This window comes from Deinococcus peraridilitoris DSM 19664 (assembly GCF_000317835.1).
Taxonomy (GTDB): Bacteria; Deinococcota; Deinococci; order Deinococcales; family Deinococcaceae; genus Deinococcus_A; species Deinococcus_A peraridilitoris.
Genome location: NC_019789.1, coordinates 77,480 through 100,670, shown reverse-complemented (window position 1 = coordinate 100,670; position 23,191 = coordinate 77,480). Strand labels below are relative to the sequence as shown.

Genomic DNA, 23,191 nt, shown 5'->3' with positions numbered 1-23,191 from the left:
GCTCAGCGTTCGAGGAGATGCGTGCCAGCACGGACGACGGTAACTTCCTGCCCGGCGAAGGGGATGTGCTCTGAAGTGGTGTGCTCCTCGAACACGAGGACCTGTGTGATTCTGCCAGCTTCAATTTCTCCGGTGTGTTGTCCGGCGGGGCCGAGTGGAACGTAGGAACCGGCACGACCAAAGACAGGGATCCATTCGAGAGGCGCGGTGATGTCGTACGTCCGGCCACCTTGAAAGACTTCACCCGTGAAGAGATGCGTCCACTGGCCCTCAGGCAGGTAAACGCGAACTTCGCCGCCGCTCTGCACGACCGGGGCGACAAGAAGTGCGTCGCCGAGCATGTACTGCTCTTCGAAGGCCCAGCTTTCGGGCTCGTTGGGGAAGGCGTATGCCATGGCGCGCGTCACAGGGCGGTGGTGATCGACGGCTTCCTGGCAGAGGCGCTCGAGGTAGGGCAGCAGGCGGTACCGAAAGTACACCCAGTTCGTGACAATGCCTTCGGCTTCATCCCCGAAGTACCAGGGTTCACGAGGGGTAGTGCCGTGGAAGCGCGCGTGGCTGCCCAGCATGCCGACCTGGCTCCAGCGCACGTACAGTTCCGCGTCGGGTTTCGGGCCGTAGAAGCCGCCGATGTCGTGACTATGGTAGGGCACACCACTGAGACCCCAGCTCAGTCCGCCGTGCAGGCTGCCGATCAATCCGCCCCAGTCCGTTTGGGGGTCGCCACCCCAACCGAGCGCGTAGCGTTGGCTGCCCGTCCAGCCTGCGCGTCCCCAGACGAGCCCACCGCTCGGGCCGCGTTCCTGGGTCGCTTCGTAAACAGTCTGATTGAAGAGCAGGCCGTACGCGTTGTGGTGCCGCACACCATCATCGCCGTTGCTGGCGTAGGCGTCTTCGGGGACCTGCTCGGCGAAGTCTGTTTTCATGACGTCCACGCCGATGTCGAACAGCTTATTGTGGTTTGCTTTGTACCAGGCGCGCGCTTCGGGATTGGTGAAGTCGATCAGGCCGCTTGGTGGCAGTGGCGTCAGCAGGCTGCCGAACGGCGCGGGATCCCAGTGGTACACGTAAGTGTCACCCTGCCGGTCTTTCAGGAAGTATCCTTTGGCCGCCAGGTCAGCAAAGTGTTCATTGCGAATGGAGATCAGTGGGTACTCCCAGACGCACAACTTGTAGTGCAGGCTCTTGAGTTCACGAATCCAGGCGGCAGGGTCAGGGTAGCGGGAGGTGTCGAAATCGAGAGTGCAGCGGGTGTCGACTTCCAGCCAGGCGCGACCGTCCAGTGTGAAGACATCACAGGGGATTTGGCGTTTACGAATTTCCTGCGCGATCTCCATGGCCTCTTCGGCCGTGCGGTAGTACGCGCGGGACATCCATACACCCAGGCTCCAGCGAGGCACTTCAGGAGCACCTCCCGTGAGGTTGGCGTATGCCGTGAGGATGTCGGCGGGAGAGTCACCGAGGAAGACGAACGTGTCGAGGCGTTCTTCCTGGCTGAGCAGGCAGTACGCCCGGTGCGACCAGTCCGGGAAGCCGACACCGTGCACGACGCGGGTGGTGGTGTTGGTGAAGACGCCCCAGCCGTAGGGACTCCACGCAAAGGGGGCATTCTTGTAGGCGTACTCGCTGTTGACGCCGTACGCATCCTCGTTCCAGTTGATGACACGCTCGCCCCGCTTATTCACGCGGCCGAACTTCTCGCCGAGCCCATAAATCTGCTCTCCAGCCCGAAGTTCGAAGCTGAGCCCACTCCACTCGCCTTCGCGGATGGCGGTGGGAATGCGGAACCCTCCGCCCATGTGCAGATCGTTGCTGCTGCTCAGACGTGTTTTGCCGTTGCGAGTGATGTGCAGGAAGAGGGTGGCGTGAGTGACCGTGATGGCGTCTGGTCCGCAGGTGAGGGTGGTGGCGGTGTCACTGCGCGTGATGGTCGCTGTGACAGGTTGCTCCTGCTGCACGACGAGGCCGTAATCAGGGTAATCAGCGCTGCCGAGCGTCAGTCGCAGCACACCCGGCGCGTGAAAGGCGACGCGCAGGGAGCCGTTCGGGGTATCCAGCGTGAATCCACGGGTGTCCTGGTCTCGGTACGAGGCATTCTCCACGCTTTTGAAGGTGCGGGGATCGACGGTGACTTTGTAACCGCCTGTGGTGGTGCTGGGGGTAGGAAGGGCGCTTTGGGTGCTGGTCATGAAGTCTCCGTGTTCAGTAATCGCCATGAACAAGTTCTGCCGTCGTGTGACCCGTGGGGCTGATGCGGAAATCCGTGGTGATGGCTTGTGGTGTGATGTCGTGCAGGACTTCGTTCAGGCGGCTCAGGGCGGAGCGGCCTTGCTGACGGAGGGCGCTGCGGGTTGCGTCGAGGTCCGGGTAATGCTTGAGGGACTCGGACCACACGGCACGTCCGGCCATGTAGCCGCGCGCGCCTGCACGCGCAGCTGCTTGCATCGCTTCGACGAAAGCGTTGGTGTCCATGCCGCCGCTGAGCAGCACCCACGGGACCGGCAGCGCCGCGGTGATTTCACGCATCAGCTGTTCAGCTTCGGCGACGCTGCTGCCACTTCCACCCCATTCGCTGACGCGTTGTGGTGCGACGGGCAAAGCGAGCTTGTAAAGGTCAACGCCGAATGCCGGATCCTTGAGCTCTTCAATGGCGCCCATCGTGAGTTCTGGGATGAGCGCAGCGTATTCCTGATCGCTTTCACCCTGGAGCTGGTAAGGCAGGATTTCGAAGATGTAAGGCCGGTCGAATTCGCGGCAGGCGTCTCCCATCTCCTGCACGAAAGCGAGCTGCTGGGCTTTGACGTCTTCGGGCGCGTCTGGACGGTACCAGGCGAGCACCTTGATGCCTTCAGCGCCGTGTTTCACCGCCTGCTCGACCGTCCAGCCGGGAATAGCGCCGCTCAGGCGGTGTCCGCGTTCGACTTCACGAAACGCGTGGTGCTCGAGGGTCATCAGCAAGCCGGTGTCGCGCTTCACGTGAGGCATGACCGTGTGAAAGCCCAGGTACGGATCGACGAGGATACCGGTCGCGACGTCGGAGAGGGTTTCAGCAAGCAGGCCTTTGAGTTCGCTGACTTCTGTGTCGACGTCGCTGGTGGGCTTCCCGGTTGCGCGTGCCGCCACTTGCATCAATGGTGGGCGTTGGTCGACGGCCAGGACACCGAAACGGCCGTGGCCATCAGAAAGACGGGCGAGACAGCGGGCTTTACCGGGCGTAAGTTTCTGCTGAGTCATAGTTCTTCTCCATAAGCGTTGTGGTGGAAGCGTCAGTGGGGAGTTCACCTGTCGCGCATCGCACGGCGGCGGCCGCAGCAGCAAAGTGAAGCGGGCTTGGGTGTTCGTGAAGCAGGGCAGCCGCGTATGCGCCATGGAAGACGTCGCCTGCGCCGGTGGTGTCGAGTACGGGTACCTGGCACGCCGGAATGACCGCAGTTTGTGTCCAGACGCCTCGCGGGCCCAGGGTGGCTGCGACCACTTCCGCTCTGGGAAGCTGGGTGAGCAGCGCGTCAAGTCCGCCAAGGTGCTGCGTGACTGCTTCATCCGCGATGATGTGCGTGCTCAGGTGCGCGAGTTCCCAAGCGGCAGGTTCGTCTCGATCGAAGTCGAGGATGACTCGGGCGCCGACGGTACGGGCTTGTTCGGCCAGCTGTTTCGCCAGGTGCGGAGCGCGGCAGTCGAGCAGGACAACGTCGTGACGCGTGAGGTTCAGAAGGGGCAGGGACGTCGCGGGTTCACTCTGGGCTTCGCGGAAAATGAAGCGTTCACCGTCAGGGACCACGAGAATGGTGTTCACTGGCGTCTGGAAGCCGGCGGTGGCGGGTAGACCCAGCTGCACTCCGGTGACGGCCAAGCGGTCTTGCAGGCGTGCGCCGTACGAGTCATGTCCGAGGTGCGTGACCAGCAGTGCTGACGTACCGACACTGGCTGCGGCCATTGCAGCAACCGTCGCGGGTCCGCCGGCATCTTCCCGGCGCGAAGTGACTTCCGTTCGGGCGTGGCGCGGCGGGAAGTCGGCGACGCGCAGGCGCACGTCCCAGCAAGCCCATCCGCCGCACACCACCCGGCCAGTCGCTTCGGTGCTCACGACCACCGCACCACTCCGGTTGCTTCGCGCGCAGGAAGAACTTCGTAGCCCAACCAGAGGCACAGTTCCAGCAGTTCTTCTTCGCAGTGTCCGAGCGCGAACACCAGGTGGTGCGGCAAGCGATTTTCGAGGATATTCGCGAGGAAGACTTGACTGGTCACGCTCTGGCCTGCAATGCGGAAGTCCGTCACCCAGCCACTGACCCCTTCGTAGCGGCTTTCACGCTCGACGACCTGACCGCTGAAGACAAAGGCCCGGTTTCCCTCCAGGAGACGCAGCCCGCTCACCGGGCCGGGTTTGAGGGTCATGCCGCGCACGGCGGGTACCTGCCGATTGAAGTGCTTCTCGATGCGGGTTTCGCTCGCCCATTCCTGCGCGACGTTGCCGCAATGCCAGAACATCAGCGCGTCCGCACTGGTGTGCGTCAGGTCCAGCAGTGCGCCTGGGGTACCGCTGATTTTCTGGGCGGCGAGCATCGAGAGTGCACCAAAAGTGTCTCCTTCGCAGGCGACGGGCAATCCTCGGTCGGCGAGGCGCGCGCAGGCCAGGCAGGCCATGGAGCCCAGTTCTTCGGGAACTTCCGGCCAGCAGCGCAACGCGACCGCGTCGTACCCTGTCGCGGCGTCCGCGAGGGCCGTTTCGATTTTGAGGGCCTGCTCGAGTGCAGCCGGGGTGTAGTCACTGGGCTCGTGGGGTGTGCTGGCCGCAGCGGCGTTGGCGACCGTGCCGATGAATTCCTGGAGCGGTGCGTGGTCAACGGTGCTGAGCGCGACGGGTTCGCTTTCAATCCGGTAAAATCCTGGCGCGCTGCCGCCGAGTTGCAAGATGCGCGCATCCTTGAGTTCGCGGGCGACGCTGGCGCCCCTCAGCGAGGTGACCAGTTGCGTGTGCAGTGACACGTCGTCTGGTGCGCCGTACAGCCACCGGACGGGTTTGGTTCGCTGGGCGGGCAGCGAGAGCGTCATGTTGAGGCCGCACAAGGCGTTTTGCGGCAGCCGTCCTTCTTCGAATGCTTCTGGCAGCGCCCATACGACGGACGGCAAGTCCAGTTCGAGCAGAGGGGTGACGAGGTCCCCGGTGGCAAAGGTGACATGCTGGATCAGCAGCAAATCTGGTGGGGTCTGGAGCAGTACGTCGCAGGTGGCCTGCGTTTCACCGGTTTCCGCGATGGGCGCGCAGACGTGCAGTTCAAATCCGTACTGGTTCGCGAGGTCGCGCAGGACTGCTTCGGTGCGTTCCTGGAGGCCCATATGGGCCCCTCGGAACATCGGGCGCACAATCGGGACGTACGTGAGTTTCATCCTTTAACTCCTCCGGCGGTCAGTCCGCTGACGACGCGGTCCTGGAACATCACCACGACGACGGCGACAGGGACCATGGCAAGAACCAGCGCGGCGCTGATGAGCGCCCACGGAAAGGCAAATTCACCTTGGTAGAGGGTGATGCCGACGGCCAGCGTGCGCATGTCCTCACGCTGAATGAGGGTGAGGGCCAGCAGAAACTCCTCCCAGGCGTTCACGAAGGCGAGAATGGCGGCGGTGAAGACGCCCGGTGCGGAGAGAGGAAACACGACTTTCCAGAGGGCCTGGGCGCGGGTACAGCCGTCGACCATCGCGGCATTCTCGAGGTCACGGGGAATCTGCTGGAAGAATCCCACCATCATCAAGGTGCAGACGGGCAGGCTCAGGACGGTGTAAGGAATGATCAGGGCAAGGTGGGTGTTGAGCAGACCGAGCGCACGCATGGTCTGGAAGAGTGGCACGATCAGCGTGATGAGGGGGAACATGCTGATGCCGGCAATCACCGCGAGGATGACTCCCCGGCCGCGAATGTTCATGCGGGCAATCACGTAGGCGACTTGGCTGCTGATCCAGACGCACAAGCCTGCGGAAACCAAGGAGATGAGGGCACTATTCCCAAACCAGCGCCAGAACGGTTTCGGTGAGGGGTCGTTGGGATTCAGTCCGAGGACCGTAGCGTAATTCGACAGCGTGACGGCGTCAGGGAAGTACGTGATGGGCAGCCTGGACAGTTCACCTTCGGGCTTGAGGCTGGTCAGCAGCATCCACACCAACGGAAACACGCCGTTCATGACCACGGCAATTCCGGCGATCCAGATCAACAGACGGCCTGTGTTTCTGCTGTTCCAACTGGCTCCGCCGAAGGCGCCGCGCGCGGCGCGGTCTTGTGCTGCGGTGTGTACGGGATTGTTCATTCGGCATCTCCGCGAATGTGGCGCAGGTAAAAGCTCGTGATGATCAGGCTCAGCAGGAACAGCAGGACCGCAATGGCTGCTCCGAATCCGAAGTTTCCGAACTGGAGCGTCTGCTCATGAATGACCATGGCGATCGTCGTGGTGACATCACCTGGACCGCCGCTGGTCATGATGTAGGGCACGTCGAAGGTCTGGATGGCGGTGATCGTGCGGAAGATGACCGCGACGATGAGTGCAGGTTTGAGCAACGGCAGGGTGATTCGCCAGAATTTGGTCCAGGCCCGCGCGCCGTCCACGTCCGCGGCTTCGTACATTTCTTTTGGAATGGTTTGCAGGCCCGCCAACAGAATCAGGGCGACGAAGGAGGAGGTTTTCCAGATGATGGCGAAGCAAGTCGCGAAGAACGCGAAGCCTGGCGCGCTGAGCCAGTTGGGGGCAGCGAAACCGAAACGGCGGATGACGTCGTTGATCACGCCGTAATCACTGTTGAAGAACCACGCGAAGATCAGGGCTGCGAAGGCCATGCTCATCGACCACGGCAGCAGCAGCGATAGCCGCACGGGCCACTTCACCCGGAAGGGCAGGTTGGCGAGCAGCGCGAGGATCAGGCCGAGGATCATGCCACCGGGAACGGTCACGAGGACGTACAGGCCGGTGACCTTCAGGGCGTTGATGACTTCGCTGCTCCGCAGGGCTTCCAGGTAATTGTGCATGCCGATGAAAGGCGGATTGACCGGCCCCATGCTGTAGTCGAACAGGCTGGTGTACAGCAATCGGCTGACAGGGTAAACCACTACCAGGGCGAGAAGTAGAACTGCGGGCAGAAGAAGCCAGAACGCCAGCTGCCGTTCGGAAAGTTCGCGGCGGATCAAGGGAAGCCTCCAATAAGGCAAAAGAAGAGCCTGAGGGGCACCATTCGGCGCCCCTTGATCGTGTCGTGGTGTCTGTGCTTACTTCAGCAGGCTGCTGAGTTTGTCCTGCATGTCCTTGAGGGCCTGATCGACGCTGCGGACACCGGCAATCACGGCGTTCACGTTCGTGTTGATGGCAGCGCTGATCTGCGGATAGCGTGGGGAGACAGGGCGTTGGCGGGCCGCTTGCACGGTCGGCAGCGCGTCTTTGAACCAGGGGTTGACCTTGAGGACGTCGGCATCGCGGTAAAGGGCAGGGAAGACGGGGAGGTTGGAGGCTTCGATCGCGAGGGTTTTGCTGACTTCCTTGCCGCCGAGGTACTGCACGAGGCTCGCGGCGGCTTTCTTGTTGGCACTGAAGGCGCTCACGGCCCATTCCCAGCCGCCCAGGCACGAGTAAGACTGGCTTCCCGCGAAGGCAGGAAGTTTCACGACGCCTACTTTGTCTTTCACCGCGCTGTCCGCATCCTCCTGGAATCTGTTCCAGCCGTAGGCCCAGAGTTGCGCGAACACGTAATTGCCGGATTGGAAGAGGCGGCGCGTGTCATCGGTTTTGATTTCGGCGCTGTTGTTGGGCGCCACATTTTCTTTTTTGGAAAGGTCAACGAGGAACTGCATGGCTTTCTGGCCTTGCGGTGAGTCGATGTTCACCTGGCCGGTGCTGCTGAGATTGCCACCTTGCCCCCAGAACGGCACGAGGAAGGAGCACACGGTGCCTTCAATGGGCGCGGCTTGGTAGGAGAAGCCGCGCAGGTTGGGGTTCTTTTCTTTCTCGACGATGGTTTTGGAAATGCGGATCATGTCTTCCCAGGTTTTGGGAGGAAGGAGGCGGTGCTTGGCCAGCAGGTCTTTGCGGTAGTAGAGGAACATGGCGTCTGCGAAGGCTGGAAGCGCGTACAGGCGACCGTTGTAGGTATTGGCGGCGGCGTACGCCGGCAGGTACTGCTTGAGCAGGCTGTTTTTGTTGGGGATGTAGGCGTCAAGGGGTTCGGCCCAGCCGCTTTGGGCGTACTGAGCGACGCGGACGATGTCGAGCAAGAAGATGTCGATGCTTTTATCGCCGCTGTTGAGCACGGTGGAGAGGTACTGTTGTTGCGCTTCGCTGGTGGCGCCGCCGACTTCGAGTTCGACTTTGACGCCAGGGTTGTTTTTTTCGTATTCCGCGAAGATTTTCTTCATGACGTCCGGGCGCTGCTGTCCGCCGACGAAGACGCGTAGCGTGGTTTGTGCGAATGCCTGGCTGCTGAGCAGCACGAGACCAATGGCGAGGGCGTGTTTCATGGTTACTCCTGAGTGGGGTGGGGCACCGGAATGTGCCAGACGTGTGGCGGACAATCGGACAAGTTGTTGATCGCTTTGGATTTTAGATCTAATATCTTGCTTTCGTCAAGCCTGCTTCTTATACTGACGGCATGATCACCCTGGATGCGCGTCCAGTCCTGCGCGAGCGCTCCACCCTCAGCGCGGAAGCCTACACCGTCATCCGCGCGGCCATCTTGCGACGGGAACTACATCCCGGTAAAAAACTCAACGTCCGTGAACTCTCCGAACGCCTGGACCTTTCTGCCACGCCCGTCAAGGAAGCCCTTCTCGCTCTCTCCCAGGAAGGACTGGTGCTCTCCATCCCCCGCCGGGGTTATTTCGTGCCCTCCATCGACTCCAGCGAAATCATGGACCTATACCTGCTGCGCAGCGTGATCGAAGGACTCGGCGCACGCCTCGCGACCCAGCACGCCAACCACCAAACCGACCACACCCTGCTTGACATCCTCGGCGAACTCGACAGCGCCGCGAACACCGAACACACCGAGCAGTACGGCAACCTCGACTTCAGACTTCACCAGACCATCTGGGAAGCCAGCGGCAGCAGCCGACTGATCAAAACCGCTGAAACTCTCAGTGGACAAATCCGCCTGCTGATGAGCCACTCGAATGAACTCCCCAACCGCCTCACCACTTCGATAGAGGAGCACCAACGCATCGTCGATGCCATCCTGAACCGTGACGCCGCACGCGCCGAGCAGGAAATGCGCCATCACCTCGAAAATGCCGCCAGGCTCATGAGCGACAGCCCTCCAGGAGCGAACGACCAATGAACACCGCGATTATCAACGGTCAGCCACACCAGGCCCACACGTCCTTCAGCGTCACCAACCCCGCCACCTTCCAAGTCATCGCTGAAGTCAGTGACTGTGGCCCCGAAGAAGCTGCGCGCGCCATTGACGCGGCGGCGGAAGCCTTCACGCGTTGGCGACGCACCACCGCGTACGAGCGCGCGCAGCTGCTGATGGCCTGGCGCGAGCGTATACTGGCGGACCAATCCAACCTCGCGCGCATCATGACAAGCGAAATGGGTAAACCCATCAAGGAATCCGAAGGCGAAATCGCCTTCAGCACCACCTTCCTCGAGTACTACGCCGGGGAAGCCAAACGAATTCCGGGCAGCCTCGTTCCCAGCCAGTTCGCCAACAAACGGCTGATGGTGACCAGTGAACCCGTTGGCATTGTTTATGCGGTAACGCCCTGGAACTTCCCCGCGTCCATGGTCGCCCGCAAAGTTGCCCCCGCGCTTGCCGCCGGGTGCTGCTTCATCCTCAAACCAGCCGACCGCTCACCACTCACCGCGCTGCGTCTTGCTGAACTGTGGCACGAAGTCGGCGGTCCTCAAGGCGTCTTTCAGGTCCTTCCTACCAGCAATGCCGCCGCCCTCAGCGAAGTGATGATGCAAGACGCCCGCGTCCGCAAGCTGACCTTCACCGGCAGCACCCCCGTCGGCCGGCTCCTCGCGCAACAAAGCGCCGCGACCCTCAAACGCGTCAGCCTGGAGCTGGGCGGCCACGCTCCCCTGGTCGTGTTCGAAGATGCGGACATCGACTTGGCGGTAGAAGGCACCATTGCCAGCAAATACCGCAACGCCGGCCAGACCTGCGTCTGCGCCAACCGCATTTACGTCCACGCTGACATCATGAGTGAATTCTCCCGTCGTTTCACGCAGCGCGTCGAACAGCTCGTCGTCGGTGATCCAATGGAACGGACTACTGACATCGGCCCACTCGTCGCGGCCGAAGCCGTCGAGAAAGCGGAGCGACACGTCGAGGATGCCCTGTCACTCGGCGCAACGCTCACCACTGGTGGAAACCGACCGAACCGCACCGGGCACTACTTCACCCCCACCGTTCTGCAAGGCGTACCCGCAAGTGCCCTCATCACCCGCGAAGAAACCTTTGGTCCAGTCGCGCCGCTGATCCCCTTTGAAAGGGAAGCGGACATCATCACACTCGCCAACACCAGTGATTACGGACTCGCCGCGTATTTCTGGACGCACAACCTCGACCGGGTCTTCCGCATCAGCGAAGCACTGGAGTACGGTCTGATCGGCGTCAACGACCCATTGCCCAGCACTGCTCAAGGCCCCTTCGGCGGCGTCAAGCAAAGTGGGTATGGCCGTGAAGGCGGGTCGTGGGGTCTTGACGAGTACATGAGTACGAAATTCGTCAGCATTGGAATCAAACTGTGAACTTCCCACGTCGGCTCGAGCGGCTGCGGCAAGCCATGCACGAAGCGAACATCTCCGCCGTGCACCTTGTCCGCCCAGAGAACCTCGCGTGGCTCACCGGTGCCCGCACGCACATTGCCCTGATGGGTGAGCGCGGCGTGCTGGAAGCCATCATCACGCCCGACCACTGCACCTTCATCAGCAACGCCATCGAAGCCTGCCGCCTCGAAGAAGAAGAAGGTGTCCCGCCCATCCAGGCGTACGGCTGGTGGGAAACCCAAGAGCGCGAACGACTCGTTCAAGAAGCACTCGGTGGGCAGCAAGCCATCCTCGACCTTCCCGCTCTTCCCGCTGCCCTCGAACGTCTCCGGCAACACTTCGAACCCGACGACGACGCAGCGCTGCTCCAACTCGGCCGCGACGCTGGAACGGCCATTGCCCGGGCTGTGCGGGAACTCAGACCGGAACTGACGGAATTCGAAGCGTCCGCCCACCTGGCTAAGGAAGTCATCGCACTGGGCATGACGCCCGTCGTTAACCTGTGCGCCGGCAACGAACGCCTTCAGAGCCGCCGCCACCCCTTACCGACCCATGCGCGCCTGGGATCCAAAGCCCTGCTGGTCCTCTGCGCCCGCCGCAACGGCCCGATTGTCAGCGTGAGCCGCATGGTCAGCTTTACGCCTCCCGACGCCCAAGAGGAACAGCGCTACCGAACCCTGCTGGAAATCGAAGCGCAAGGGCTGAACGCCGCCGAGCGGGGCGGCACGCTCGAAGAGGTGTTCAGGGCCCTTCAGACAGCCTACGGCACGCATCACATGCCCGAGGAAATCACCCTCCACCATCAGGGAGGCCTCGCTGGCTACCGCCCCCGTGAATCACGTGCGGAACCCGGTAACACCCTCACCGTGCAGGATGGACACCTGCTGGCGCTCAACCCCAGCATCAGCGGTTTCAAAGTTGAGGATACCTTTTTGCGTCGAGACGGTCGGCTCCTTGACCTGACCCTGCATGACTGGCCGACCCTGCACATTCAAGGGCGAGCTCGGCCGGGCATTCTGCATCCGACCATGACTTGGTGAACGCATTGACCAGAAGCACCAGTGTGGCGGGATTCGTTGCTCCGTGCGAGACGGAGAACGCTTCCGCAGGGGTGATGGAGAGGATCGGCCATGGCTGAGCAGGGTGACGACGCGCCCCGGGTCGGTTAAGGCGTCCCAGCTTCCTCCCTCGAGCGTCACGAAGCTACGACCCTCGAGCTCCTGATGCGGTTGGGCAGTATTCGCCACCGCGATCGCGGCAGGCCAACGCACAAGCAGAAACACTGATTGGCGACCGGTGTTACAGCTAGTGTTTTGTCCCAGTGATGACCGTGCTTTTCGCGCTGAGCGCGGCTTCAGGGGCAATGGAACGTGGGATAGAGTCGTCGCAACTTGATCCGGGCGTTCTCGGTGCGAAAGTGCTACACGACCTTTGGGCGCTGCCGGTTGCGCGCGTCCTGCCAGGCCGTCACCTGCCGCTCCAACTCGTCCTTACTCGCAATCCGTCGGTTCAGGCACTGCGTCGCCAACGCGGCAAGTTCGATCTCGGCGATATTCAACCAGGAAGCGTGTTCGGGCGTGTAGTGCCACTCCACGCGACGAGCGATGCGCCGGGCCACTTCGGGTTTGAAGGCTTCGTACAGCGCGTTCACACTGTGCGTGCTGAGATTGTCCGTCACGAGGACGACCTTCTCGGCGTGCCGGTACTCCACCTCAACCAGGCGCCGTAGTTCCTGAGCAAAGTCGATGTTGGCCCGCCGATCCTTGACGCGCACGCTGCGCTTACCCGCCAAAGGCTCGACGGCCAGGAAAATATTGGCCGTGCCATTGCGGGTGTACTCGTAGTCTTCGCGCGCTGCTTGACCCGGTGCGACTGGCTGTCCGACCCTCGGCGTACCACGCAACTCTTTGCTCGCCTCGTCCAGGCACACGACGGGAAAGCGAGGATCGTAAGGTCGGGCGTACACGTCCAGCACGTCTTCCATCTTCTCCACGAACTTGGCGCTTGGTTTAGGCACACACCATGACTTCACCTGCCAGGGTTTGATCTGGTTGTGCTTCAGGGTACGCTGCACGGTCATTCGCCCAACCGAATCGAGGTGCCCGAGTTCCACCATTTGGTCGGCCAGCAACCTCACCGTCCAGCGCTTACGGCCCTCGGGTGGATCGCTGCACGCGAGCACGATCAAGTGCGCCTCGGTAACGCCGTCGATCTTCGGTGGACCACCCGGCCGAGGGCGCTCGTAGAGGGCACCCCGGATTCCTTCTTCAGTATAGCGCCGCACCACGGTGCTCACGCGGTTGGTACTGCATCCCAACACCTCCGCGATTGACTTGTGAGTGCGGCGTTCGCCTTGCGAACGATCCGCCAGCAGCAAGATTTGAGCCCGCGTGATCGTTCGCGCTTTCGCAGTGCCCTTGGTGGTGAGGTCACTCAGGTCGAGGCGGTCTTGCGATTTCAGGGAAATATGAGTGTGGCTGGACATGGCCCGCGAGCCTAGCCAGTGGGAGAAGCTCCTTCTGGGCCGGTCATTCCATTGCCCCTGAAGCCGCGCTCAGCGCGAGAAGCACGGTCATCACTGGGACAAAACACTAGTAGCCCTGAAATATGCATCCTCTCGTTCTCCAGCACGAAGGCCCCGTCGTACAACGCGTTCAAGTCACAAAAGGGACAGTCAGGCTGTGGAGTGAACCCATTGTTGCGGCTCTGCGTCAACCTCGGTGCAGCGAGGAGACAAGCTGAGATATGGATGCGCTCCTGCTGGCCCTGCTCCACGCCGTCTTTCCCAGCGGCCTCAAATTTCGTGACCTACAAGTAGAAATCGGGGCTGAACAGGTCCATCTCCAGGCCGCGAGTACCTCAGGCTCGGCACCTTGCCCACAGTGTGGAACAGTCTCAACGCACCGGCACAGCCATTACTGCCGCACACTGCTCGACGTCTCCTGGGCCGGCTTCGGTGTCTTGATCAAGCTCGATGTGCGGCGTTTCCGGTGCCGTGCAGCCCAGTGCTCGTGTCAGTGTCTTCGCCGAACGACTGCCGGCGCTCACGACACCCTACGCCCAGCGCACCACCCGCTGTGCTGACTGCCTACGGCGACTGGGAACGACGCTGAACGCACGAGGTGGTTCCCGGCGCGTTCACGACCTGCACGTGCCCGCCAGTCCCACGACTTTGCTCCGCGTGGTACGTCAAACCCAGGTCGGAACGGGAACAGCGAAGACCATCGGCGTCGACGATTTCGCCTTTCGGCGCGGCCATATTTACGACACGATCATCGTCGACCTCGACACGCACCAGCCGATCGACGTGCTACCTGACCGTTTGGCGGAAACGCTCGCCACCTGGCTGCGGACGCATCCGGAAGTCGAGACGGTGGTCCGCGACTGCTCCACAGATTACGCCGCTGGGATCAATGAAGGGTGCCCTGCGGCGCAGCAGGTGCTGGACCGCCCAACGGGTCGGGCGAAGCCCACCCTCCGACTGGCATGTCCTCAAGAGCCTTCGGAGGCTCTGCCCTTTTCCTTCCAGGGGCGAAGTTCACATGCCAAAAGACGCGGGAGTCTGGCTTAACATGCTGCTCAGTACACGCGTGTAATCGAGAAGTTCGGTGATCGCCACGAATTCTGCAGTCGTGTGCGCTAACGCTGGATCTCCGGGTCCAAGTCCCAGCGTCATGATGCCTTGCGCGTGGGTATAGCGTCCATCAGTGGAAAAGGACCACAGGCCCGGCGACGCAGGATGGTGCAGTACCTGTTCCAGAGTTCGCTGTATCTGCTGTACGGCGATGTGATCAGGCTCAGTGTAGAAACCAGGCAGGTGCATTCCTGTTGGACCCGTGGTCCACAAAGGCGGCACGGCGTACTCGGCAGGCAAACCTTCTGTGAGGCGCGCCATCATGCAGCGCATCTCCGTCTCGCTTTCAGAGGAAGTGCGCCAGTCCAGTATGATCCGCGTGACGTTGGGAGTGAGGTTTCCACTCGCTGTGTCGGCGTTCATGACGGTAGGTGCGATGCTGGACGATCCCAGCACCGGGTGGGATGGTAAGGCCGCATCCCGCAGTCGCACCAGGAATTCCGCAAGGGCGAAGTGCGGATTATCCTGCGAACGCGCAAAACCAGCGTGGTGAGCTACTCCGCGGAAACGCACGGGAAAACGCGCAACACCCCGATGGCCGATCATCAAGCTGTTTTGTGAGGGTTCGCCGACCAGGCAGAGGCCCACGTCCATGTCGAGGTGACGTGTGAAGTGCGCCGCACCGATGCCTCCGATTTCTTCTTTCACCATGGCTGCCACGAGCACGCTGCGTCGCGGTTTCACGGTGATCGCTCCATACACCTGCGCCGCGAGGGAACCTTTGATGTCCACCGCGCCCCGGCCATATAGACGGCCCTCCTCAATCACTGCGCCGTAAGGAGGGTGGGGCCATTCCTCATGGTTTCCTACGTCGACGTGATCGAGGTGCGAGAGCAGCAACCAGCCGGGACCGCTTTCCTGACCGCGGATGACCCCCAGGACGTTTCCGACTTCGTCCACGCGCACGTCATCGTAATTCAGGCGTTCCATTTCCTGTGTGACGCGCGTGGCGATCTCGTCTTCACGACCGCTCAGGGAAGGAATGCGAATGAGGTCTTGAGCGAACTGCACCATGCTGACTTCCAGGTTGCTCATCGGAGTCTTCCTTGTGGCACATCGGAATGGAGCTGCCGGGGCTGGAAAGCTGAAACTCATTTCCGCAAGGAGACGGTTGAATCCTACGAAATTACGGTTTTGCGTTTCACGGGTGCAGCTCACCTCAGGTGGAGGGCGGGTCCGCCCAGGGATCCGCAGTGCGTGCCGGGCAGGGTGGCAGGAGGGGTGTTTCACCGTGAACAACGGCGTGGTAAGCGCACACGTACATGCCAGCAGACCAGGCTTGCAGCGGGTGACCCATGGGGCGTCCGCTCCGTCCATGCAGCCATTCGTTGAATTCCCAGGGTTGAGTGCGACCCAGTTTATTGGCCCTGGCCAGCGAGTGCAGCATGCTCTGCGCGTTGTCATGGTTGCCGGCGCGCTCTAACGCCAGGACATAGAAGCCGCCAAGAAACGGCCAGATGCCGCCGTTGTGGTACTGATCAGGCAGGTTGAGATTCCGGCTGCGGTAGTAGTCACGCCAGTCACGCTCACCCGGGTAGATCGGCGGGTAGAAGGCTTTCAGCGGCGCCGGGTCGTTTGTGCCCGCTGCGTGGGCGTAGTCGAGGATGCTGCGTGTTTGCGTCTCACTGGCAACGCCAAAGAGAATTGCGAGCATGTTGCCAAAGCCGTCGAACGTATCACCGAACTCCCGGAATCCTGCCCACGACAGGAAGTACGGTTTTTCGGTGAGTGTAGCGGTCTGCTGATGCAGCAAGAACCATTCCAGCCGGAGTGCCCGGAGGGTTTCAAGCTGGGCGCCAAAACGCTGTCCATCCCACGGGCGATCGAGCCACAGCAACAGGTTGATTTTGCGGCGCACATCGTTTGCTCGCACCCGGTGTGCTGCGCCGTCCTCACCGAGGGCGGCGCTGAGGTACCCGGCCGCTTCGAGCGTCCCGACGTAGAGTGCGTTGGCGTAGAGGGTGTTGTAGCGCGTGGCGTACAAGTCCGCCCAGTCCGCGGCTTCGGGCGCTTCGAGCAGACCGCAGTCATTCATGTCCTGATAACGCAGCCACAAGAGAGCCGCTTGAATTCGTGGCCACGCTGCCCGGAGAAAGGCGGTGTCATTCGTGCGGCGGTGACAGGCATAATGACCCAGCACGAACCACATGTTTGCGTCGATGGCTCCGGCGTTCTCCGTGGTCACGTTTCCTGTGCGGGTATCGACGTTGAGGGGAAGCATGCCGAGATCGCTTTGGTGATCGCCGAGGGTGATCAGGCTGGCCCGACAGGCCAGCAGCAGCGCCTCGTCTCCGGTAATGAGTGCGCCCAGCGCGGTAATGGGGGCGTCGCGGGCCCATACGTGCGGATACCCTTGATTCAACGCGCTGGCTTTCAACCCAAGGGGTGAAGCGCAGGCTTTCAGGACCTCCAGTGCGGCGTCATACGCTTGCTCGATTTCATTGATGGTCATGGGTGTCCTTGTTCGCTTGAGCGAGCCGTGACGCCAGGTGTAGTCCTCCACGCAACGCGGCATCATCACCGAGTTGGGTCAGTCGTGGGATGGGCATTTCTATTCCGCGTACGCAGGCGTCGGCCCACGCGGAGTGCAGCAAAGGTCCGCACCGCAGACCAACTCCTCCTCCGAAGATCAGATGCTCCGGATCGAAACTCAACGCGATGGTGCTCAACAAGAAACTGAGAGCATCGGTGATCACTTCCCGCGTGCGTAATGCGGCTTCACCAGGGTCGGCGAGCGCCAGGTGTGCGTCCCCGCTGCCCCCATACAGGGCATAAAGTCTCTCAATTCCCGGTCCGGACAAAACCTCCTCGAGGGTTGATCCGACTTCTGACGCGTAAGGCAGTAACCCCAGTTCTCCGGCCCGACCGCGGGATCCGCTCATAATCTTCCCGCCACGAACAAAACCACAGCCGAGACCGGTGCCGAGTGCGATGAAGGCCAGGTCCGGCAGATTTTCACCTAATGCAGCAAGGTTCGCGTCGTTGATGAAGGTAACGGGGCAGGGTAGGGCGTTGCGCAGCTGACCGAGTGCGCCGCTGGTTTGCAAGGCCGTGAGGTTCGGCGCGTCGTAGAGCTGGTCTCCTTGAACGACGCCTGCGACACCGATGACGACGTGCTGCAAGGATTGGCCGAGGTTCCGTTCAGCGTGCTGTACCGTCCGGAGGATTTGCCTGACTGGGTTGTGCTGGTCAATGGATTCGCGGTGCCTCGAGGTAAGCTGGCCGGTCAGGTCACCCAAGGCGAAACGCAGATGCGTTCCTCCGACGTCCATGGCCAGGACCGCTTGGGTATCGGACGTGGGCTGGCCGGTGCTTGGCGTCATTGAGTCACGCTCCTCGGTTGGCAATTCGGTGTGCTGCCCTAACTATAAGCAGTTTTCCAGCAAGATCTCCACTCGTCAGACGGTCTTCTGCGTGGCCTGAGGCAGGAGGAGCCCTTGACGTGTGTGGGTAAAGCAACTACGCTTTAGGTCAATTCAACTAACTAATGCCTGGATGATCTGATCCGCGTCACGCTTTCCCGTAAAGGGGTCGCTTTTGAATACCGCGCAGCAAATCCTGAGTCACCTGTTGACCTGCGGCCCGGCCTCACGCGCGGAACTCGCCCGCAAGCTCCTGCTGTCGAAACCCACCACCTCGGCCGTGATCGAACAACTGATCAGCCGTGGAGTGCTTGCAGAAATTGGTCAGGGGCACAGCACCGTCGGTCGGCCACCCATGCTGATCACCTTGAACGCCCGTCATCGCTTGATTGCCGGGGTCGAAGTAGACGCCGGACGTGTTCAGGTGGCGCTCGGCGATCTTCGAGGTGTCACGATCGATGTACGCGACTACCCCTGGGCTTCAGGCCAACTGGGCCGTCATATTCGTGCGGCTTTGGATGACCTGGCAGCACGTCACGCCACTTCAGGGGTGCACACCGTCGCTCTCGGCCTGCCGGGCGTCGTCGAAGCTGGCAGGGTGCGCTATGCACCGAATCTTCCGGAGTTGGAAACCCCAGGAGTTCTCCAGGAATTGCGAGACGAGCTGGGAGAAGCAACCTTGCTCTACAACGACGTCAACCTCGCTGCGGTGAGTGAAGCCCGGCATGATGAACTGCTGGTTTACGTCGCCATCGGGAGTGGTTTTGGGGTCGGCGTCACGCACGGGAAAACGTTACTGTCCGGCCACCGGGGACGCGCTGGCGAATTGGGCTACCTGCCCACCGGCGTGGGCACCACGCTGGAAGATTTGCTGTCCGAACGCGGGCTGGCCCGCCTGCTGGGCTTGCACACGGAACAACTCACCGAGCAACTGCTACCCAGTGAACCCGTGATTCTTCAACGGCCTGCAGCACAACCTTTCTTCGAGGGCCTCACCCTGGCACTTCAGGTGCTGAGCGTGACGCTCGACCCGGCGCGCATCGTGATTGGCGGGCGAGTCGGCGGGAGGCTCTTCGCTCACCTTCCCGCCTTACGTCGCCAGCTGGAAGCCACTCTTCCCTTCGTGCCGGACCTCACCGTCGCCGCCGATGCCGAGCGGGCAGTCAGCCTCGGTGCGCTGCGTATGGCCGCGAAACACGACGTACAAGACCTGCTGCACGCGCTTGGTACGCGCGATCAGCGTCCCGTGAGCGCCTGACCCACACTTGGTTACCCGTTGTACAGGAGGAAGCTTATGCGTAGATTCTGGTTCACCGTTCTGACCGCCTCGCTCGCCCTCGCCACGCCCGCCCTTGCAAAGACGACCCTGGTGTTTTCGTACTGGGGTGACCCGGCGGAACTTCCGCCATTCCAGGAGATCGCCAGGAACTTCATGGCCGCCAACCCGGACATCGAAATTCAGGTGCAGCACGCGCCCTGGTCGGGGTACTGGACCAAGCTTGACGCTCAACTTGCCGCGAAAGCCGGCCCGGACGTGATGTTCATCACCAACGTTCCCACCTACGCCAGCCGCGGGCAACTCGAACCGCTCGACGCGTACATCGCCCGGGACAAATTCCCGATTCAGGAATTCAACCCGGAGTTCCTGAGAACCCACCAGCTCCAAGGGAAGCTCTACTCCATCCCCCGCGATAACGACACCATGGTGCTGTACTACAACAAGGACGCCTTTGATGCGGCCAAGGTCGCTTACCCGAACGCCAACTGGCGCTGGAACGACCTGCGAGCCGCTGCCATCAAACTCACCGAGCGCAGTGGAAGTCGCGTGACCCGCTACGGTCTGGTACTGGAAAACAACAAGTGGCCCACCTTCGTCTACCAGAACGGTGGCAAAGTCTTCGACGACCCGCTGAGACCCACCAAGTTCATGCTTAACGACGCAAAAGGTGCGCAGGCGATCCAGTTCATCGCGGACCTGATCAACAAGGACAAAGTCGCTCCCGCCTTTCAGGAAATGGCTCAGATCGGCGACAGCACCCAGCTCTTCTCCAGCGGGCAGGCCGCGATGGTCATGACCAACGCCGCGCGTCTCACCACCTTCAAGAACGCGCCGTTTAAATGGGCGGTCGCTCCGCTTCCGTCCGGACCGAGCGGCCAGAAAGCCAACACGGTGGGTGGTGCAGGTTTCGCGATGAACGCGAACAGCAAAAACAAAGCGGAAGCCTGGACGTTCCTCAAGTACCTGGCGGGCGCCGAAGGACAGGCAATCTTTGCCAAAGCCGGCGGCGCGGTTCCGGCCATGAACCGAAACGCGCAGGTACGCACTGCGTTCAATGCCCCCTTCAAGGACATCTTCCTGATGGAAAGTGACCGCAGCGGCGTCTACCCGAACTTCGCGAAGTACGTGCAGATCAACAACACCCTGATCGGTCCCGCCCTGGATACCGTCTGGAACGGGGAAAGCACCGCCGCAGCCGCACTTTCCAAGATCGCTCCGAACGTCAACAACCTGCTCAAATAAAGCGCTGCAACGCCTGCACCACGCTCACGTCAGGGAGGATCCTTTGAAGATCATTGACGCGCATGTGCACTACGGTCACTGGGACCGCCTCAATACCCGGGAGGCGGAAGCCGGGTTTCTTGAGGAGCTCTCGGATGTCTGTGCGCAGGTCGGCATCGTGAAAGTCGGACTGCTCGCCAACCCAGGGCGAGGCAACGACGCACTCGCGCGGGCACTGGAACGTCGACCTGACCTGGTGATCGCGATGGGACGACTCGACCTTGACCGGGACCCGGTCAGTACCGTCGAGGATTTCTATCAGCGTGGCTTTCACGGGATCAAGGTCATCGGCGTGAGCCGCAATTACGATGACGCCGCTTATTACCCTTTTTATGAACAGGCGCAGGCACGCGGTCTGCGGATCTTGTTTCACACCGGCATTCTGGGCGGTCCGGTCGATTACCTGATGGGCAGCCAGGAAGACGCCTGGAAAGCCCCACCGGAAGGAGCAGAAGAAGAAGCGCTGGTGCAGCGCCTCGGCCGTAACATCCGCACCCGCCCGTACGGATTTTCCAGCGCGCGCATGCAGCCCATTTACCTGGACACCATCGCCTTTTACTTCCCCGAGTTATTCATGATCGGCGCGCACCTCGGCTGGCCTGATTACCGTACCGCCTGCGCGATTGCCCGCTGGCGGCCCCGGCTGTATTTCGACGTCAGCGGTGGGGATGTGGTGCATCACCACATCATCGACGGAGGATACATCAACCGCGAAATCTCACCGCGCAAGCTGGTGTACGGGAGCGACAGCGATCTGCGGCGCATTGCGGCGGATGTCAAGCGCTGGCGCGACGCGTTCACGGAGATGGGGTTGAGCGAAGCGGACCAGGAAAGGATCTTCTACCGAAACGCCGCGCACATCTTCGGGCTGGAGGACTGACGTGACCCGCTCAAGCATGGCGGTCGCTGAAGCACGCAGTGCCTGGCTGTTCCTGGCACCCAGCCTGCTGCTCTTCGCGGTGTTCGTGCTGCTGCCCGTGCTGGCGGCTTTTGGTATTTCCTTTACCCGCTGGGATTTGTTCACCGCGCCGCACTTCGCCGGTCTGCAAAACTACAAGGATCTGATCGTCCGTGACGAACTGTTCCACAAAGTCCTGCGCAACACCCTGGTGTATGTGATCGGCACGGTTCCCGTTCAGATGCTGCTGGCGTTACTGGTCGCGCTGCTACTCAACCGTGGTGTCCGCGGCCAGACGGCCCTGCGGGTAATTTACTTCCTGCCGGTGGTGTCTTCTACCGTGGCTGTCGCGCTCATCTGGTCGTGGATCTACAACAGCAACTTTGGTGTGCTGAACGCCTTACTCAGCCAGCTCGGCGTGCAGGACCTGCCTGCCTGGCTCAATTCGTCAAGGTACGCACTTCCCGCGCTGATCATCGTGGCGATCTGGCAGGGGCTGGGGTACTCGATGGTGCTGTTTCTCGCTGGTCTGCAAGGCATTTCCCGGGAAGTATATGAAGCGGGCGCCATTGACGGGGCGGTCGGTTGGCGCAAACACTACCACCTCACTCTGCCGCTGCTGTCCCCCACGACATTCTTCGTGACCATCGTCAGTTTGATCGGTTCTTTTCAAGTCTTCGATCTCGCGTTCGTGATGACACAGGGCGGGCCAGCGAACGCCACCAACACCATCGTCTATTACGTTTATCAGAATGCTTTTCAGTTTTACCGAATGGGTTACGCGAGTGCTGCCGCCATGATTCTCTTCGCGATCATTCTGGTGCTGACCCTGCTTCAGTACCGCCTGCAACACCGCTGGGTACATTATGAGTAAGGCGTTGGGTCAGCCGGACCGCGCACTCGCTGGCAAGGGCCGGAGAAGTGCCCTTCCCAGCATGATCAACTGGACGGTGTTTTTGTTGCTGCTGGCCGGCGCTCTCAGCATGAGCGCACCGTTCGTGTGGATGATCTCCACCAGCCTTAAACCCGCTGCAGAGATTTTTCGTTATCCGCCTACGCTGTTCACCGAGCAACCACAATTCGGCAATTACATTCGACTGTTCGAAGTGGTTCCGTTTGCGCGCATGATGCTCAACAGCCTGATCGTGTCGATCTCGGTGACGCTGCTGCAACTGCTGGTGTGCAGCATGGCCGCCTTCGCCTTTGCGCGCCTGCGCTTCCGCGGTCGTGAGACCCTCTTTTTGCTGTACCTCAGCGCGCTGATGATTCCGTCACAAGTCACGCTGATCCCCAACTTCATCCTGGTGCGCAATCTCGGATGGATTGACAGTTACGCCGCCCTGATCTTACCGTTCGCCTTCAGCAGCTTTGGAACGTTCCTGTTGCGTCAAGCGTTCCTCACGGTGCCTCGTGAGCTGGAAGAAGCAGCCCGGATCGACGGCGCCACGTACGCGCAGGTGTTCTGGCGGGTCATGCTGCCCCTTGCTCGCCCCGCCCTTGGCGCCCTTGGAATCTTCACGTTCGTCGCTCAGTGGAATAACTTCCTGTGGCCGCTCATCACCACCACCAAACCTGAAATGAACACACTCACCGTCGGGCTCAGCAGCCTGCGCGGTCAGTACAACACCGACTGGGGCTTGCTAATGACCGGCAGCGTACTGGCCATCCTGCCGATTTTTATCGTCTTTATCGTCGGCAACCGCTCGTTCATCAAAGGCATCACGTCCGGCGGATTTGGCGGGCGCTGACTGCCAGCACCTCACCTGCGGCTTTTTTCAGCAAAGAAGGTACCGGCACGTGAACTCACGAAGCAATGACACAAACATCCGGATTGTCCCGGACTGAACACCGTCAGCCGTGCGGCTGCTCGCCGGGTAGAGAAGGCTGATGATTACGAGCACCTGCCGGTGAAGCAACCCAGACAGGCAGAGCCATCGACCCAACCATGCAGTTGCAGTTTGGGCGACAATAGAAGATGAGTCTGCGTCCAGC

Annotated in this window: 21 protein-coding genes; 10 read left to right on the top strand and 11 right to left on the bottom strand. The window is 61.3% G+C overall.

Annotated features, from left to right (window positions below):
• Window positions 1-2 precede the first annotated feature (2 nt).
• From DEIPE_RS19185 to DEIPE_RS19155, 7 genes are all read right to left on the bottom strand, one after another.
• Entirely contained in the window at window positions 3-2,189 is a 2,187-nt protein-coding gene (locus DEIPE_RS19185) for a glycoside hydrolase family 31 protein (RefSeq protein ID WP_015231244.1), read from the bottom strand.
• A 13-nt stretch (window positions 2,190-2,202) separates the two neighbouring features.
• A complete protein-coding gene (locus DEIPE_RS19180) occupies window positions 2,203-3,234 on the bottom strand; it encodes a tagatose 1,6-diphosphate aldolase (protein ID WP_015231243.1) in 1,032 nt (343 codons plus the stop codon).
• Complete coding sequence (locus tag DEIPE_RS19175; RefSeq protein WP_157449093.1) at window positions 3,206-4,084, bottom strand: PfkB family carbohydrate kinase; 879 nt, start codon at window positions 4,082-4,084, stop codon at window positions 3,206-3,208. The genes DEIPE_RS19180 and DEIPE_RS19175 overlap by 29 nt, the downstream gene beginning before the upstream one ends.
• Window positions 4,081-5,385 carry an L-fucose isomerase gene (locus DEIPE_RS19170; RefSeq protein WP_015231241.1) on the bottom strand — a complete coding sequence of 435 codons (1,305 nt, stop codon included), beginning with the start codon at window positions 5,383-5,385 and terminating at the stop codon, window positions 4,081-4,083. The genes DEIPE_RS19175 and DEIPE_RS19170 overlap by 4 nt, the downstream gene beginning before the upstream one ends.
• Entirely contained in the window at window positions 5,382-6,176 is a 795-nt protein-coding gene (locus DEIPE_RS19165; RefSeq protein WP_245557686.1) for a carbohydrate ABC transporter permease, read from the bottom strand. Before DEIPE_RS19165 ends, DEIPE_RS19170 begins: the two co-directional genes overlap by 4 nt.
• Window positions 6,177-6,295: 119 nt before the next feature.
• A complete protein-coding gene (locus DEIPE_RS19160; RefSeq protein WP_015231239.1) occupies window positions 6,296-7,171 on the bottom strand; it encodes a carbohydrate ABC transporter permease in 876 nt (291 codons plus the stop codon).
• A 78-nt stretch (window positions 7,172-7,249) separates the two neighbouring features.
• Window positions 7,250-8,491 carry an ABC transporter substrate-binding protein gene (locus DEIPE_RS19155; RefSeq protein ID WP_015231238.1) on the bottom strand — a complete coding sequence of 414 codons (1,242 nt, stop codon included), beginning with the start codon at window positions 8,489-8,491 and terminating at the stop codon, window positions 7,250-7,252.
• 131 nt (window positions 8,492-8,622) lie between these two features.
• Between DEIPE_RS19155 and DEIPE_RS19150 the strand changes: the two genes are divergently transcribed.
• Genes DEIPE_RS19150 through DEIPE_RS19140 form a run of 3 tightly spaced genes read left to right on the top strand, consistent with a single transcriptional unit; the run spans window position 8,623 to window position 11,785 of the window.
• Window positions 8,623-9,306: a GntR family transcriptional regulator gene (locus DEIPE_RS19150; protein ID WP_015231237.1), complete on the top strand. Its 684-nt coding sequence runs from the start codon at window positions 8,623-8,625 to the stop codon at window positions 9,304-9,306.
• Window positions 9,303-10,727 carry an NAD-dependent succinate-semialdehyde dehydrogenase gene (locus DEIPE_RS19145; protein WP_015231236.1) on the top strand — a complete coding sequence of 475 codons (1,425 nt, stop codon included), beginning with the start codon at window positions 9,303-9,305 and terminating at the stop codon, window positions 10,725-10,727. The genes DEIPE_RS19150 and DEIPE_RS19145 overlap by 4 nt, the downstream gene beginning before the upstream one ends.
• A complete protein-coding gene (locus DEIPE_RS19140; RefSeq protein WP_052326828.1) occupies window positions 10,724-11,785 on the top strand; it encodes a M24 family metallopeptidase in 1,062 nt (353 codons plus the stop codon). Before DEIPE_RS19145 ends, DEIPE_RS19140 begins: the two co-directional genes overlap by 4 nt.
• Before the next feature lie 380 nt (window positions 11,786-12,165).
• Here the strand turns inward: DEIPE_RS19140 and DEIPE_RS19135 are convergent, their stop codons facing one another.
• Window positions 12,166-13,230 carry an IS630 family transposase gene (locus DEIPE_RS19135; protein WP_015231234.1) on the bottom strand — a complete coding sequence of 355 codons (1,065 nt, stop codon included), beginning with the start codon at window positions 13,228-13,230 and terminating at the stop codon, window positions 12,166-12,168.
• A 260-nt stretch (window positions 13,231-13,490) separates the two neighbouring features.
• Between DEIPE_RS19135 and DEIPE_RS25595 the strand changes: the two genes are divergently transcribed.
• Window positions 13,491-13,829 carry a transposase family protein gene (locus DEIPE_RS25595; RefSeq protein WP_083865900.1) on the top strand — a complete coding sequence of 113 codons (339 nt, stop codon included), beginning with the start codon at window positions 13,491-13,493 and terminating at the stop codon, window positions 13,827-13,829.
• A 97-nt stretch (window positions 13,830-13,926) separates the two neighbouring features.
• A complete protein-coding gene (locus tag DEIPE_RS19130; RefSeq protein WP_157449092.1) occupies window positions 13,927-14,316 on the top strand; it encodes a transposase in 390 nt (129 codons plus the stop codon).
• On the opposite strand, the gene DEIPE_RS19125 is transcribed toward DEIPE_RS19130, so the two are convergent.
• The 3 genes from DEIPE_RS19125 to DEIPE_RS19115 all read right to left on the bottom strand — a co-directional run bounded on the left by DEIPE_RS19125 (window position 14,284) and on the right by DEIPE_RS19115 (window position 17,651).
• Entirely contained in the window at window positions 14,284-15,414 is a 1,131-nt protein-coding gene (locus DEIPE_RS19125) for a M20 family metallopeptidase (RefSeq protein WP_015231233.1), read from the bottom strand. The two genes, DEIPE_RS19130 and DEIPE_RS19125, sit on opposite strands and share 33 nt — an antisense overlap.
• A gap of 124 nt (window positions 15,415-15,538) precedes the next feature.
• Window positions 15,539-16,831: an amylo-alpha-1,6-glucosidase gene (locus DEIPE_RS19120; RefSeq protein ID WP_015231232.1), complete on the bottom strand. Its 1,293-nt coding sequence runs from the start codon at window positions 16,829-16,831 to the stop codon at window positions 15,539-15,541.
• Entirely contained in the window at window positions 16,818-17,651 is an 834-nt protein-coding gene (locus DEIPE_RS19115) for an ROK family protein (protein WP_245557685.1), read from the bottom strand. The genes DEIPE_RS19120 and DEIPE_RS19115 overlap by 14 nt, the downstream gene beginning before the upstream one ends.
• A gap of 265 nt (window positions 17,652-17,916) precedes the next feature.
• On the opposite strand from DEIPE_RS19115, the gene DEIPE_RS19110 reads away from it, so the two are divergent.
• From DEIPE_RS19110 to DEIPE_RS19090, 5 genes are read left to right on the top strand one after another with little or no spacing between them, the layout of a single operon-like run.
• Entirely contained in the window at window positions 17,917-18,999 is a 1,083-nt protein-coding gene (locus DEIPE_RS19110) for an ROK family transcriptional regulator (RefSeq protein WP_015231230.1), read from the top strand.
• 36 nt (window positions 19,000-19,035) lie between these two features.
• Window positions 19,036-20,262 (top strand): ABC transporter substrate-binding protein, encoded by a 1,227-nt coding sequence (locus tag DEIPE_RS19105; RefSeq protein WP_015231229.1) that lies wholly within the window; start codon window positions 19,036-19,038, stop codon window positions 20,260-20,262.
• 43 nt (window positions 20,263-20,305) lie between these two features.
• Window positions 20,306-21,181, top strand: coding sequence for an amidohydrolase family protein (locus tag DEIPE_RS19100; RefSeq protein ID WP_015231228.1), 876 nt, complete (start codon window positions 20,306-20,308; stop codon window positions 21,179-21,181).
• Window position 21,182: 1 nt separating this feature from the next.
• Entirely contained in the window at window positions 21,183-22,073 is an 891-nt protein-coding gene (locus DEIPE_RS19095; protein ID WP_015231227.1) for a carbohydrate ABC transporter permease, read from the top strand.
• A complete protein-coding gene (locus DEIPE_RS19090; RefSeq protein ID WP_015231226.1) occupies window positions 22,066-22,947 on the top strand; it encodes a carbohydrate ABC transporter permease in 882 nt (293 codons plus the stop codon). Before DEIPE_RS19095 ends, DEIPE_RS19090 begins: the two co-directional genes overlap by 8 nt.
• Window positions 22,948-23,191: the final 244 nt, after the last annotated feature.

What these genes read in the sequence shown, in the direction of transcription:
- DEIPE_RS19165 (WP_245557686.1), bottom strand. Translation starts at nt 6,176, where the DNA reads ATGAACGGCGTGTTTCCGTTGGTGTGGATGCTGCTGACCAGCCTCAAG.
- DEIPE_RS19170 (WP_015231241.1), bottom strand. Translation starts at nt 5,385, where the DNA reads ATGAAACTCACGTACGTCCCGATTGTGCGCCCGATGTTCCGAGGGGCC.
- DEIPE_RS19145 (WP_015231236.1), top strand. Translation starts at nt 9,303, where the DNA reads ATGAACACCGCGATTATCAACGGTCAGCCACACCAGGCCCACACGTCC.
- DEIPE_RS19180 (WP_015231243.1), bottom strand. Translation starts at nt 3,234, where the DNA reads ATGACTCAGCAGAAACTTACGCCCGGTAAAGCCCGCTGTCTCGCCCGT.
- DEIPE_RS19125 (WP_015231233.1), bottom strand. Translation starts at nt 15,414, where the DNA reads ATGAGCAACCTGGAAGTCAGCATGGTGCAGTTCGCTCAAGACCTCATT.
- DEIPE_RS19150 (WP_015231237.1), top strand. Translation starts at nt 8,623, where the DNA reads ATGATCACCCTGGATGCGCGTCCAGTCCTGCGCGAGCGCTCCACCCTC.
- DEIPE_RS19105 (WP_015231229.1), top strand. Translation starts at nt 19,036, where the DNA reads ATGCGTAGATTCTGGTTCACCGTTCTGACCGCCTCGCTCGCCCTCGCC.
- DEIPE_RS19185 (WP_015231244.1), bottom strand. Translation starts at nt 2,189, where the DNA reads ATGACCAGCACCCAAAGCGCCCTTCCTACCCCCAGCACCACCACAGGC.
- DEIPE_RS19115 (WP_245557685.1), bottom strand. Translation starts at nt 17,651, where the DNA reads ATGGACGTCGGAGGAACGCATCTGCGTTTCGCCTTGGGTGACCTGACC.
- DEIPE_RS19090 (WP_015231226.1), top strand. Translation starts at nt 22,066, where the DNA reads ATGAGTAAGGCGTTGGGTCAGCCGGACCGCGCACTCGCTGGCAAGGGC.
- DEIPE_RS19155 (WP_015231238.1), bottom strand. Translation starts at nt 8,491, where the DNA reads ATGAAACACGCCCTCGCCATTGGTCTCGTGCTGCTCAGCAGCCAGGCA.
- DEIPE_RS19120 (WP_015231232.1), bottom strand. Translation starts at nt 16,831, where the DNA reads ATGACCATCAATGAAATCGAGCAAGCGTATGACGCCGCACTGGAGGTC.
- DEIPE_RS25595 (WP_083865900.1), top strand. Translation starts at nt 13,491, where the DNA reads ATGGATGCGCTCCTGCTGGCCCTGCTCCACGCCGTCTTTCCCAGCGGC.
- DEIPE_RS19135 (WP_015231234.1), bottom strand. Translation starts at nt 13,230, where the DNA reads ATGTCCAGCCACACTCATATTTCCCTGAAATCGCAAGACCGCCTCGAC.